This window comes from Pseudomonas sp. BN417 (assembly GCF_029871205.1).
GTDB lineage: Bacteria > Pseudomonadota > Gammaproteobacteria > Pseudomonadales > Pseudomonadaceae > Metapseudomonas.
In genome coordinates this window covers 36,729-49,773 of the sequence record NZ_SSOJ01000115.1, presented here as the reverse complement: position 1 = coordinate 49,773, position 13,045 = coordinate 36,729, and the positions used below count along the sequence as shown (strand labels likewise).

The 13,045-nt window shown below is 65.6% G+C and carries 13 protein-coding genes; 9 read left to right on the top strand and 4 right to left on the bottom strand.

Going from position 1 to position 13,045, the window contains the following annotated elements:
* Positions 1–18: 18 nt before the first annotated feature.
* The 3 genes from E8F11_RS14245 to ilvA all read right to left on the bottom strand — a co-directional run bounded on the left by E8F11_RS14245 (position 19) and on the right by ilvA (position 2,542).
* A complete protein-coding gene (locus tag E8F11_RS14245) occupies positions 19–486 on the bottom strand; it encodes a DUF2269 family protein (RefSeq protein ID WP_280289463.1) in 468 nt (155 codons plus the stop codon).
* A 19-nt stretch (positions 487–505) separates the two neighbouring features.
* Positions 506–964 carry a DUF2269 family protein gene (locus E8F11_RS14240; RefSeq protein WP_280289462.1) on the bottom strand — a complete coding sequence of 153 codons (459 nt, stop codon included), beginning with the start codon at positions 962–964 and terminating at the stop codon, positions 506–508.
* Between the two features lie 63 nt (positions 965–1,027).
* On the bottom strand, positions 1,028–2,542 hold the full coding sequence (gene ilvA / locus E8F11_RS14235; RefSeq protein ID WP_280289461.1) for a threonine ammonia-lyase, biosynthetic: 1,515 nt from the start codon (positions 2,540–2,542) through the stop codon (positions 1,028–1,030).
* A gap of 131 nt (positions 2,543–2,673) precedes the next feature.
* Here ilvA and rpiA point away from each other — a divergent pair, with 131 nt between their 5' ends.
* Entirely contained in the window at positions 2,674–3,345 is a 672-nt protein-coding gene (gene rpiA, locus E8F11_RS14230) for a ribose-5-phosphate isomerase RpiA (RefSeq protein WP_280289460.1), read from the top strand.
* Positions 3,346–3,439: 94 nt separating this feature from the next.
* On the top strand, positions 3,440–3,772 hold the full coding sequence (locus tag E8F11_RS14225) for a YegP family protein (RefSeq protein ID WP_280289459.1): 333 nt from the start codon (positions 3,440–3,442) through the stop codon (positions 3,770–3,772).
* Here the strand turns inward: E8F11_RS14225 and E8F11_RS14220 are convergent, their stop codons facing one another.
* Positions 3,773–4,696 carry an SdiA-regulated domain-containing protein gene (locus E8F11_RS14220; protein WP_280289458.1) on the bottom strand — a complete coding sequence of 308 codons (924 nt, stop codon included), beginning with the start codon at positions 4,694–4,696 and terminating at the stop codon, positions 3,773–3,775.
* 118 nt (positions 4,697–4,814) lie between these two features.
* Between E8F11_RS14220 and E8F11_RS14215 the strand changes: the two genes are divergently transcribed.
* The 7 genes from E8F11_RS14215 to E8F11_RS14185 all read left to right on the top strand — a co-directional run bounded on the left by E8F11_RS14215 (position 4,815) and on the right by E8F11_RS14185 (position 12,954).
* Positions 4,815–5,831 (top strand): AraC family transcriptional regulator, encoded by a 1,017-nt coding sequence (locus E8F11_RS14215; protein ID WP_280289457.1) that lies wholly within the window; start codon positions 4,815–4,817, stop codon positions 5,829–5,831.
* Positions 5,832–6,137: 306 nt separating this feature from the next.
* Complete coding sequence (locus E8F11_RS14210) at positions 6,138–7,187, top strand: ABC transporter ATP-binding protein (protein WP_280289456.1); 1,050 nt, start codon at positions 6,138–6,140, stop codon at positions 7,185–7,187.
* Positions 7,184–8,098 (top strand): ABC transporter permease, encoded by a 915-nt coding sequence (locus E8F11_RS14205; protein ID WP_280289454.1) that lies wholly within the window; start codon positions 7,184–7,186, stop codon positions 8,096–8,098. Before E8F11_RS14210 ends, E8F11_RS14205 begins: the two co-directional genes overlap by 4 nt.
* Positions 8,095–8,883, top strand: coding sequence for an ABC transporter permease (locus E8F11_RS14200; RefSeq protein WP_280289453.1), 789 nt, complete (start codon positions 8,095–8,097; stop codon positions 8,881–8,883). The genes E8F11_RS14205 and E8F11_RS14200 overlap by 4 nt, the downstream gene beginning before the upstream one ends.
* A 28-nt stretch (positions 8,884–8,911) precedes the next feature.
* Positions 8,912–9,955: an extracellular solute-binding protein gene (locus E8F11_RS14195; protein ID WP_280289452.1), complete on the top strand. Its 1,044-nt coding sequence runs from the start codon at positions 8,912–8,914 to the stop codon at positions 9,953–9,955.
* A 542-nt stretch (positions 9,956–10,497) separates the two neighbouring features.
* Positions 10,498–11,889, top strand: coding sequence for an APC family permease (locus E8F11_RS14190; RefSeq protein ID WP_280289451.1), 1,392 nt, complete (start codon positions 10,498–10,500; stop codon positions 11,887–11,889).
* Positions 11,890–11,922: 33 nt separating this feature from the next.
* Positions 11,923–12,954, top strand: a complete 1,032-nt coding sequence (locus E8F11_RS14185; protein WP_280289450.1) for a histone deacetylase family protein — start codon at positions 11,923–11,925, stop codon at positions 12,952–12,954.
* Positions 12,955–13,045: the final 91 nt, after the last annotated feature.

Below are 13,045 nucleotides of genomic sequence, written 5' to 3'. Positions count from 1 at the left end.
CGCACCCTACGGTTGACGTCAGAGCGGCTTGACCACCATCAGCGCGTACACCGCCACCAGCAGCGCCAACGCCAGCACCGCCAGCCAGCTACGCAGCGCCACCTGGCGGGCCACCTGCGAAGCGAGAGGCCTGCCGTCCCGCAATGCCTGGCGCGCCTGGTTGCGGATGCGCACCTGCAGCCAGAACAGCAGCAGCCAGCAGAGCGCCGCCAGCAGGTAGATCCCGGCACTCCACAACAGCCAGAGCTGGCCCAGCGGCCACCCGCCCACCTTGGCCAGGGCCAGGCCACTGAGCGGCAACAGCAGGGCGGAGCTGGCGACGAACCAGAGTTCCAGTCGCACCAGTGAAGAGAAAGTGGCGGCTATTTGCTGGAGATCGCCGCTTTTCCATGCACGAAGCACGAAGAACAGCCCGCCCAACGCTGTGCCGACAAGCACTGCGGCGAGCAGGCCATGGAAGGTCTTGAGCAGGAAGTAGAGGGTCATGCCAGGAGCGGCAGCCGCATCAGAGCGGTTTGGCCAGCATCAGCGCCAGCACCGACAGGAACAGCAGCAGGCCGACCAGGCCATAGGCGGCGCCGAACTTGAGGCTGCGCCGGACCTGGGCCGAGCCCGGCCCACCTTCGGCCTGGGCCTGCTCGCGCAGCCGTGACAGGCGGCCAAACAGCAGCAACCAGGCGATGCAGCCGAACAGGTAGAGGATGGCGCCGCCCAGCAGCCAGGTCTGGCCCAGGGGCAGGCCGGCCATATCCACCATCCACCAGCCACTGACCGGCAGCGCCACGGCACTGAGAATCAGCAGCGGCACACCGAACAGGAGGATGCGCCGCAAGCTCAGGCCGACCAGCGCGGCATCGCCGGCGCGAAAGTTGCGCCAGCCATACCAGCCGAGCCCCGCCAGCCCGCCGAAGAACAGCAGGGTGGCAGCGCCATGGAGGATTCGGAACAGGAGGTAGTTTTCCATCGAACGCGTCCTTGTCAGCGTGGGCGGCTGAGTCCAAGCCTAGCAGCCGCCACTCCGGAGCTCTCAGCCGAGGAAGAGCTGGTAGGCCGGGTTATCGCTCTCATCCCAGTGGGGGTAGCCGATCTCTTCCAGGGCTGCGTGCACCAGGGCGCGCTCCCCGGCCGGCACCTGCAGGCCGGCAACCACGCGACCGTCGGCGGCGCCGTGGTTGCGGTAGTGGAACATGGTGATGTTCCAGCGCCCGCCGAGCTTGTTGAGGAAGTTGAACAGCGCCCCGGGGCGCTCGGGGAACTCGAAGCGGAACACCATCTCGTCGCTGATGCGCACGGCATGGCCGCCGACCATGTGACGGATGTGCAACTTGGCCAGCTCGTTGTCGGTCAGGTCCAGCACCGGGAAGCCCTGGCTGCGCAGGTTCTCCACCAGCGCCGCACGCGGGTCGGTGTCCGGGTGGGTCTGCACGCCGACGAAGATGTGCGCCTCGGCATCGGTGTTGTAGCGGTAGTTGAACTCGGTGATCTGGCGCTTGCCGATGGCCTCGCAGAAGGCCTTGAAGCTCCCCGGCCGCTCCGGGATGGTGACGGCGATGATGGCTTCGCGCTTCTCGCCCAGCTCGGCGCGCTCGGCCACATGGCGCAGGCGGTCGAAGTTGATGTTGGCGCCGGAATCGATGGCCACCAGGGTCTGGTCGCGCGCGCCCTCGCGCTCCACGTACTTCTTGATCCCGGCCACCGCGAGGGCGCCGGCGGGCTCGGTGATGGAGCGGGTGTCGTCGTAGATGTCCTTGATCGCCGCGCAGATCTCGTCGGTGCTGACGGTGATGACTTCATCGACATGGTGTTTGCAGATATCGAAGGTGTGCTGGCCGATCTGGGCCACGGCGACGCCGTCGGCAAACAGCCCGACCTGGTTCAGCACCACACGCTCGCCGGCGGCCATGGCGGCCTGCAGGCAATTGGAGTCGTCGGGCTCGACGCCGATCACCTTCACCTCGGGGCGCAGGTATTTGACGAAGGCGGCGATCCCGGCCACCAGGCCGCCACCGCCGACCGGGACGAAGATGGCGTCCAGCCGGCCCGGGTGCTGGCGCAGGATCTCCATGGCCACGGTGCCCTGGCCGGCGATCACTTCCGGGTCGTCATAGGGATGGATGTAGACGAAGCCTTTCTCTTCCACCAGCTTCAGCGAATAGGCCAGGGCCTCGGGGAAGGCGTCGCCGTGCAGCACCACTTTGCCGCCGCGGGCGCGCACGCCCTGCACCTTGAGATCGGGGGTGGTGCGCGGCATCACGATGGTGGCCTTGATCCCCAGCTCGCGGGCCGCCAGGGCCACGCCCTGGGCATGGTTGCCGGCCGAGGCGGTGACCACGCCGCGGGCCAGTTCCTCGGGGGACAGCTGAGCGATCTTGTTGTAGGCGCCGCGAATCTTGAAGGAGTAGACCGGCTGCATGTCCTCGCGCTTGAGGAGGATCTGGTTGCCCAGGCGCTCGGTGAGCTGGCGGGCGAGCTGCAGCGGGGTTTCCACGGCGACGTCGTAGACGCGCGAGGTCAGGGTCTTCTTCACATATTCTTCGAGCATCTGGGCTTCACTGGCGGGCATTTCACGGGTGGGCGGAGTCTACCCCAGGGATTCGTCGGGCGACCACATGGATTGCGGGGTTTAGCGGCTATAATCCGCGCCCTCGACACTCCTCCATTCGGACCCCCAGCATGACCCAGGACCAGCTCAAGCAGGCCGTCGCCCAGGCCGCCATCGACTTCATCCTCCCCAAGCTCGATGAGAAGAGCATCGTCGGCGTCGGCACCGGCTCCACCGCGAATTTCTTCATCGACCTGCTGGCCCAGCACAAGATGGCCTTCGACGGCGCCGTGGCCAGCTCCGAAGCCACCGCCCAGCGCCTGAAGGCCCACGGCATCCCGGTGTACGACCTGAACAGCGTCAGCGACCTCGAGTTCTACGTGGATGGTGCTGACGAGAGCAACGAGCGTCTCGAACTGATCAAAGGCGGCGGCGCCGCGCTGACCCGCGAGAAGATAGTCGCGGCCGTGGCCAAGACCTTCATCTGCATCGCCGACGAGAGCAAGCTGGTACCGCTGCTCGGCGCCTTCCCGCTGCCGGTGGAAGTCATCCCCATGGCCCGCAGCCACGTGGCCCGCCAGCTGGTCAAGCTGGGCGGCGACCCGGTCTACCGCGAAGGGGTGCTGACCGACAACGGCAACATCATCCTCGACGTGCACAACATGCGCATCGACAGCCCGGTACAACTGGAAGAGCAGATCAACAACATCGTCGGCGTAGTCACCAACGGCCTGTTCGCCGCCCGCCCGGCCGACCTGCTGCTGCTCGGCACCAAGGACGGCGTGAAGAGCATCAGCCTCTGAGGGCCGCCTCCCGGCCTGCGGTAAACCGTCTAGATTTGATGGCTACGGCGCCCCATGCGGTGCCGTCTTCCGCCACTGAATCAGGAGAAACCCCATGGCCGGGAAATTCCATCTGAAGAAGGCCAACGATGGCCAGTTCCATTTCAACCTGAACGCCGGCAACGGCGAGACCATCCTTACCAGCGAACTGTACAAGGCCAAGGATTCCGCCTTGAACGGCATCGACTCGGTGCGCAAGAACGCCATTCGCGAAGGCGCCTTCGAAAGCAAGACGGCCAGCAATGGCAAGTTCTACTTCGTGCTCAAGGCCAGCAACGGCCAGGTCATCGGCCAGAGCCAGATGTACGCCAGCGCCGCCAGCGCCACTGCGGGCATCCAGTCGGTGAAGAGCAACGCCCCGGACGCCACCCTCGACGACGACAGCTGATCAATCGCGGGGCTGTTTGCGGAACGCGTAGAACAGGTTCGGTTCGCTGACGACGTAGAGATTGCCGTCGTTGTCCATCGCCACGCCCTCGGCCTGCGGCACTGTCTGCTGCAGGCCGTGCATGCCGCGCAGCAGCGACAGGGTGCTGATCGGCCGGCCATCGGCGTTCAGCTCCAGCACCAGCCGCGATTCGTCCGACAGCGCCAGCAGGTGGCCGCTGCGATCGTCGTACTGCAGGCTGGAAAGGTCGCGGAGGAAGAGCCGGGCATCGCGCTTCGGGTCATCCACCACATGCACGGCGAACGGCTTGTCCGGGTTGGTGTGGGGGAAGCCGTGGATCTCGTAGATGCGCACCGGGTCGCGCTCCTTGGCAACGAACAGCCGTTGCCCGGCCGTGTCGTAGGCCAGCCCCTCGAAACCCTTGTTGCCGGAAAGGCCGATGCCCAGGGACAGCTGCTGGGCTTCGTCGGCATCGATGGACCTGGTGTTCTCATCCAGGCGCACCTTGATCAGGCGCTGCCGGCGCTCGTCGGTGATGACGTAGACGCCCTTGCTGATGTACTCGATGGCCTCGGGATCGCCGAAGCCCACCAGCGGGATGCGGCGAATCAGATGGCCGTCCAGGGACAGCTCGATGAGTTCCGGGCGCTGGTTGGTGACGGTGAAGAGGCTGTGGCGGTCCGGATCATAGGTCAGGGCGGAAACATCGTCCGACAGGCCTTCGATGGGTTTGGCCTCGATGACCACCTGGTAGTCGGGCAGCCAGATGGAACGATCCCGCCACTCCGACGCATGGCGCCATTCTTGCAGGTTGAAGAAGCCCCGCTCGAACAACCGGAACTGCTGGGCGGCGACGCCAAGCAGCGCCAGCACCAGGAGCAGGAGAGAGATGACCAGCCGCCACGGGGTCAGAAGTGAACGCATCGATAGGGACTCTGGGGTTCAGGGCGCAACGAGGATACAGAGCGCGCAGGGCTTCTACCTGAATTGAAGCTTAATGCCCGGAAACCGGACATCACGGGCGTTACAAAAGGGGACGGAAATGGCCACTGCACTGCTACCGGAAGAGCGCGCGCTCACCACCTTGCACACCATTGCCCTGGCGGTGGCGACCCTGGCCAGCAGCGGCATTCCCCGCGAGTGCCTGCTGGAGGGCAGCGGCGTCGCTTGTACCGACCTCGATACCCCCGACAAGCTGATCAGCCATGCCCAGGAACTGCGCGTCTTCGCCAATGCCCTGGCCTGCACCCAGGATGCGGCCCTCGGCCTGTCCCTCGGCCTGCGCATGCATGTCTCGGCCTACGGCATCCTCGGCTACACCATGCTCGCCAGCCGTACCCTGCGCGATGCCCTGACCCTGGCCCTGGGTCATTCGGCACTGCTGGGCACCTACTTCAAGCTGAGCCTGGAAGAGGACGGAGAAGAGGCGCGCCTGGTGGCCGGCGGCTACCGCTACGCACCGGAACTGACGGTATTCAACAGCGAGCTCTGCCTGACCTCGCTGCTGACCGTGGTGAAGGACCTGCTGGGCATGGCCATAGGCCCGACGCGGGTCTGCCTGTCCTACCGGCCACCGCTGCATGCCGCCGGCTACGAACAGCTGCTGGGTTGCCCGGTGGAATTCGGCGCATCCGGCAATGCCCTCTGCTTCGATGCCGGGCTGCTCGACCGCCCCCTGCCCCTGGCCGACCCGGTGACCTGCCACTACGGCCTGCAGCAATGCCTGAAACTGGACGCCCAGCTCAACAGCCGCCACGACGTGCTCGACCAGATCCGCCAGCACCTGGCCGGCAACCTGCGCGAGGCCCGCGACCTGGACAGCGTGGCGCGCCAGCTGCACCGTTCCGAGCGAACCCTGCGCCGCCACCTGCAGCAGCTGAACACCAGCTTCCAGCGCCTGCTGGACGAAGTGCGCTACGACAAGGCGCGCCAGTTGCTGATCCAGACCGACCTGCCCATCTACCTGATCGCCGAGCAGCTCGGCTACAGCGAGACCGCCAGCTTCCGCCACGCCTTCCAGCGCTGGAGCGGGCAGTCGCCGAGCCTGTATCGGCGGTAGGGTTGCCCCGGGGTCAGAATCCCTTATGGGGGCGAATTCATTCGCGAAGGGCGGCGAAGCTGCCCCTGCGATGCCGAAGGGCAGACCTGCGGTCTGCTTAGCGAATGAATTCGCCCCCACAGGTGTTTCCCGTCCTCTCTGCAAGCTTCACCAGGGTTCACAACTTGGCCGAAAATATCCCCTTTTGACCTGAACTATCGTTCTGCACCAACTAGGCTGCTGACAGAATCGGGACAAACAAGCGCCGCTTCACCAGCAGAAAAATAAAAGCCCAATAAGAACAAATCCTTAGAGCTTGTGATAAGCATGACCAGCGCGATCAGTGTCGACCGTGTGTGCATGGAGTTCGGTGATCCGGGGCAGGGCGTGAAAGCCCTCGACGATGTTTCCCTGGAGATCCGCGCCAACGAGTTCTTCACCCTCCTCGGCCCGTCCGGCTGCGGCAAGACCACCCTGTTGCGGCTCATCGCCGGCTTCGAGCAGCCCAGCTCGGGGGCCATCCGCCTCTATGGCGAACCCATGCAGGGCTTGCCGCCCTTCCGCCGGCCGGTCAACACCGTATTCCAGAGCTACGCCCTGTTCCCCCATATGACGGTGGCGCAGAACATCGCCTTCGGCCTGGAAATGCGCGGCCTGAGCCGCAGCGAAATCGACGCGACGGTGCAGCGCATGCTGGAGCTGGTGAAGCTGCCGGATGTCGGCCGGCGCCGCGCCGACCAACTCTCCGGCGGCCAGCAGCAACGCATCGCCCTGGCCCGCGCCCTGGCCAACCAGCCCAAGGTGCTGCTGCTCGACGAATCCCTCTCGGCGCTCGACCAGAAGCTGCGCAAGGACATGCAGATCGAGCTCAAGCGCCTGCAGCACGAGACCGGCATCACCTTCATCTTCGTCACCCACGACCAGGAAGAAGCCCTGACCATGTCCGACCGCATCGCGGTGATGAGCCGCGGCCGCATCCTCCAGGTCGGTACACCGACGGAAATCTACGAGGCGCCGCTGAACCGCACGGTGGCGGACTTCATCGGCGAGACCAACTTCCTCGAGGGCGAGGCCCTGGAGCGCGGCGTGCTGCTGCCCGACGGCCAGTTGCTCAGCGCCTTCAGCCCCAGGCGCGGCGCCGTCACCCTGGCGATCCGCCCGGAACGCACCAGCCTCGACGAGCAAGGCAACCTCGCCGGCGAGATCGAGAACGTGGTCTATGTCGGCACCGACACCGTCTACCACCTGAATATCGCCGGACAGAGCGGCTTCCGCGTGCGCCAGCAGAACCGTAACGGCGCGCTGAACGCCTACGCCGCCGGCGAACGGGTGCGGGTGCAGGTGCCCAGCGAAGCCATCCGGGTCCTGACCGAATGAGCACCCTGCGCATCCAGGCGGAACGCCGCCAGCTGCGCCGGCGCCTGCTGCTCACCAGCCCGGCCATGCTCGCCCTGCTGGTGTTCCTGGTGCTGCCGCTGGGGATCATGTTCCTGGTCTCGGTGCTCGCACCCGGCGACTACGGCGGCGTGAAGTGGGACCAATATTCGCTGGAGGCCTACATCAACTTCCTCTACGAACGCGACCTGGACGACAGCCTGGTGTTCAATACCGACTACCTGCAGATCTTCCAGCGCTCCTTCTGGCTCTCGGTACTGACCACCTTCGGCTGCCTGCTGATCGGCTTCCCCACCGCGCTCTACCTGGCGCTGCAGAGCGAGCGCAAGCGCAACCTGCTGCTGTTCCTGGTCACAGTACCCTTCTGGACCAACCTGCTGGTGCGGGTCTATGCCTGGATTCTGCTGCTGCGCAACGGTGGCCTGGTGGACAGCGGCCTCGGCGTGTTCGGCCTCTCCGACGGCGCCCTCGGCCTGCTCTACACCGATGTCGCAGTGGTGATCGGCCTGCTCTACACCTTCCTGCCGTTCATGGTGCTGCCCATCTACACCAGCCTGGAGAAGCTCGACTGGCGCCTGGTGGAGGCGGCCTTCGACCTGGGCGCCAACCGCTTCCAGGCCCTGCGCCGGGTGATAGTCCCGCTGGCCATGCCAGGCATAGTGGCCGGCGCGATCCTGGTGTTCATTCCCTCGCTCGGCAACTACATCATCCCCGAGCTACTGGGGGGCGGTAAGGCGCTGATGATCGGCAACCTGATCCAGCTGCAGTTCGGCGCCTCGCACAACTGGCCGCTGGGGGCGGCGCTGTCCTTCGCCCTGCTCGGCTTCGTGCTGCTGGCGATGCTGCTCTACAGCCTGCGCTTCAAGCAGCCCACCGCAGGGGGCCATCCATGAACCTGCAGAACCCGCTCTGGCGCTTCACCGGCGTGCGGCCGACCGCCTGGTTGTTCTTCGCCTTCCTCTATGTGCCGATCCTGGTGCTGGTGGTGCTCAGCTTCAACGGCGGACAGTCGGCGACCATCTGGGAAAGCTTCAGCCTGAAGTGGTACGCGGTGGTGGCCAACGACCCGGAGATCGTCCGCGCGGCGAAGAACTCGCTGATAGTCGCCACCTTCGCAACCCTGATCGCCACCTCCCTGGCCACTCTCGCGGCGCTGGGCATGCGCGGCCGCGCCTTCCGTGGCCAGACGCTGATGAACGGGGTGCTCGGCCTGCCGCTGCTGGTGCCGGAGATCGTCACGGCGGTGGCCACCCTGATGTTCTTCGCCTTCATCGGCCTGAAGCTCTCGCTCTTCACCATCCTCATCGCCCACGTGGTGTTCTGCATCCCCTTCGCCTACCTGCCGATCCGCGCCCGGCTGGAGGGCATGGACCCGCGTCTGGCCGAAGCCGCCGCCGACCTCTACGCCTCGCCCTGGAAGGCCTTCTGGAAGGTGACCTTCCCGCTGCTGATGCCCGGCATCCTTTCCGGCGCCATGCTCGCCTTCATCATCTCGATGGATGACTTCGTCATCACCTACTTCGTCGCCGGCGCCGGCGCCACCACCCTGCCGGTGTACATCTTCAGTTCGATACGGATGGGCATTTCGCCGAAGATCAACGCCATCTCCTCGATCATCCTCGTTATTTCCATAGCATTCGTTGCATTGTCCTACTACGTCGGGCAGCGCAAGCGCTGACCCGTCACGACCAGCAAGGAGCTTGACCATGACCCGCCGTACCCCGCTTGCGCTCGCCATCCTGCTCGCCGCCGGCCTGGCCGGTTCCGCCCAGGCTGCAGGCACCCTGCATTTCGCCAACTGGTCGGACTACTACCCGCCGGAGCTGCTGAAGAAGTTCGAGCAGGACACCGGCATCAAGGCCACCCTGGACGCCTACGACAGCAACGAGACCCTGCTGGCCAAGCTCAAGGCCGGCGGCGGTGCCTATGACGTGGTGGTGCCGTCGGACAGTTTCATCCAGATCATGGCCGGCGACGGCCTGCTGCAGAAGCTGGACAAGAGCAAGCTGCCCAACCTGAAGAACCTCAAGCCCAACTTCCAGACCCTGGGCTTCGACCCCGGCCACGACTACAGCGTGCCCTACCTCTGGGGCACCACCGGCTACAGTTACGACGGCAAGCAGGTGCCGGGCGGCACGCTCGACGAGAGCTGGAAACCCTTCTTCGAGCCACCGGCCGAGCTGAAGGGCAAGGTGGTGGCGCTGAACTCGATCGAAGACCTGTACATCGCCGCGTCCCACTACCTGTCCATCGACCAGTGCACCGAGGACCCGAAGGACGCGAAGAAGATCCAGGACCTGCTGCTGGCGCAGAAGCCGCTGCTGGCCATGTACAACAGCGACGGCACCATCGAGCGCATGGCCGCTGGCGAAGTGGCCATGCACCAGCAGTGGAACGGCGCCTTCCACCGCGCCCACGCCCAGCGCGAGAGCCTGGTCTACGTCTATCCGAAGGAAGGCATCCACGTCTTCATCGACAACCTGGTGATCCCCAAGGACGCGGTGAACGTCGAGGAGGCCCACGCCTTCATCAACTGGATGATGCTGCCGGAAAACATCGCCGCCGCCTCCAACTTCGCCAAGTACAACAACGCCATCGAAGGCTCGGACAAGTTCATGGAGAAGGAGCTGTTCGACGACCCCGCGATCAATACCCCGCAGGACAAGCTGGACCGCCTGAAGACCTTCAAGCTCTGCTCGCCCAAGGCCCTGTCCCTGCGCAGCAAGGTCTGGACCAAGCTGAAGAAATAAGTACCGCGCCTCTGCTCCTGTAGGTTGGCGCAGAGCGCAGCGAAGCCCAACGCTTGGTGGCTCGCCCCGCTGATGGGTATCGCTGCGCTCCACCCATCCTACGAAGCTGGCCACGCTCACCCTGCGAGTCGCTGTCGACCCGTAGGGTGCGCCGTGCGCACCAGCCGGTCCGCGCGCAATCCACGGTGCGCACAGCGCACCCTACCCCATCAACCGGCCATTCAAGTTGGCCACTTCGATCCCTTTTTGACCCTTTGCAGGGTTCTGCCCCCGGTGCGGCGCTGACAGAATCGAAGCGCCAGGCGAACCACGGCCCGCTCGAACGAGGCCGATCGAACAAGAACAATCGCTAGAGAGATATGAAGATGTCCCGCGCACTTCCGATCCGCACCGCCTTCCCCTCTTCCGCCCAGCGGACGCCCATGCTCCCCCCTTACTGACTGCCCGCGCACAGCCGGATGCGCAACGGACCCGGCCCTGCACGCGCACGGATGGCTTGCAACGCGAACCAGACGCCGCCCAGTAAACCGGAGAGAACAATAATGGCTACCCCTTCCGCCAACCTCAGCACCAGCGGCAGCCTGCCGAACGACTACACCCACAGCGCCCAGGGCACGGCCCTGCGGCGGATACTCGGACTGCCCGCCCTGGTGTTCTTCGGCCTGGTCTACATGGTGCCGCTGACCATCTTCACCACCTACGGCGTGGTCACCGAGATGACCGGCGGGCGCACCGCCCCGGCCTACCTGGTCACCCTGCTGGCGATGATCTTCACCGCCTTGTCCTACAGCTTCATGGTCCGCCGCTATCCCATTGCCGGCTCGGCCTACTCCTACACCAGCCTGAGCTTCGGTCCCGGCGTGGGCTTCCTTGCCGGCTGGTCGCTGCTGCTGGATTACCTCTTCCTGCCGATGATCAATTACCTGGTGATCGGCCTGTTCCTCAATATCGCCTTTCCCGAAGTGCCGGCCTGGGTCTTCGTGGTCGGCTCCATCGCCCTGGTTACGGTGCTGAACATCCTCGGCATCAGCTCGGTGTCAGGGATGAGCAACCTGATCGTCACCGCCCAGGTGGTCTTCGTCCTGGTGTTCCTGGCCATGGCCGGCAAGAGCCTGATGGCCGGACCCATCGATTTCGCCGCGCCCTTCGTCGGCGACGGCAGCCAGCCTGGGCTGGCGCCGCTGATGGCCGGCGCTGCGGTGCTCTGCCTGTCCTTCCTCGGTTTCGACGCCGTCTCCACCCTGGCCGAGGAAGCCCGCGACCCGAGACGCGACATCCCTCGCGCCATCGTCATCACCACCCTGGGTGCCGGCGTGCTTTTCTTCGTGCTGGCCGTCGCCAGTCAGCTGGTGTTCCCCGGCAGCAGCTTCCAGGACGTGGACGCCGCCGCCAACGAGGTGATGCTGAAGGCCGGCGGCCAGTTCCTCGCCGCCTTCTTCACCGCCACCTATGTGGCCGGCGCGGCAGGTTCGGCCCTGGCCTCCCAGGCCTCGGTATCGCGCATTCTCTACAGCATGGGCCGCGACGGCATCCTGCCACGGAGCCTGTTCGGCACCCTCTCCGAGCGCTTCAAGACGCCCACCATCGCCATCCTGATCGTCTCCCTGGTGTCGCTGCTGGCAGTGGTCATCGACCTCGCCACCCTGGCTTCGATGATCAGCTTCGGCGCCCTGGTGGCCTTCTCCGCGGTGAACCTGGCGGTGATCCGCACCTACCTGTTCGACGGCCGCCCGCGCACTGGCGCCGACCTCCTGCGCTACGGGCTGATCCCGCTGATCGGCTTCGCCTTGATCGCCTGGCTCTGGACCAGCCTCTCCGCCCTGACCCTGGGCATCGGGCTCGGCTGGTTCGCCATCGGCCTGGCCTACCTGGCCGTGCAGACCGGCGGCTTCCGCCGCAAGGCGCCAGAAGTGCAATTCTCCGAATTCGAATGAACCCGATTGACCGCTAGCCGCGAGGAGACGCTGATGCTGACGATCTATTCCGACGACCACCACCTGCACCACGGCAAGCACGAGCTGATCGGTGGCCAGTTCACCCCCTGCTTCGAGAAGCCGAGCCGCGCCGACATGGTGCTGGACCGCGCCAAGGCGGTGAAGCTGGGCGCCATCCAGGCACCGGCGGACTTTGGCCTGTCACCCATCCTGCGGGTGCACAGCGAGGGGTTCGTCAATTTCCTGAAGAATGCCTGGAGCGACTGGCAGGCCAAGGGCCGCAGCCACGACATGCTGCCCATCGCCTGGCCGACCCGACGCCTGCGCCAGGTGGAACCTACCGATATCGACGGCCGTCTCGGCTACTACTCCTTCGACGCCGGCGCACCCATCACCGCCGGCACCTGGCAGGCCATCACCAGCTCGGCCAACGTCGCCCTCAGCGGCCAGGCCGAGTTGCGCAAGGGCGCGCGCGGCATCTTCTCCCTGTGCCGCCCGCCGGGCCACCACGCCGCCGCCGACTACATGGGCGGCTACTGCTACCTGAACAACGCGGCCATCGCCGTGCAGGCCATGCTGGATGCCGGCGCCAAACGGATTGCCGTGCTGGACGTGGACTACCACCACGGCAACGGCACCCAGGACATCTTCTACGACCGCGCCGACGTGCTCTTCACCTCGATCCACGGCGACCCGCGCTTCGAGTACCCCTACTTCCTCGGCTTCGCCGACGAGAAGGGCGCGGGCGCGGGAGCCGGGTTCAACTTCAACTACCCGCTCGCCGAGGGCAGCGACTGGGCGGTATGGAGCCTGGCCCTGCAGGACGCCTGCCGGCAGATAGCCGAATACGCCCCGGACGCGCTGGTGGTGTCGCTGGGTGTGGATACCTTCAAGGAAGACCCCATCTCGCAGTTCAAGCTGGACAGCCCGGACTACCTGCGCATGGGCGAGATCATCGGCAAGCTCGGCCTGCAGACGCTGTTCGTGATGGAGGGGGGTTACGCGGTGGAGGAGATCGGCATCAACGCGATCAATGTGCTGCAGGGGTTCGAAAGCGTGGCGTGACGCCAACTGAGGGCCCAATGAATGTGGGGGCGAATTCATTCGCTGAGCAGGCCGAAGGCTTGCCCTTCAGCATGTCAGGGGGGCAGCTGCG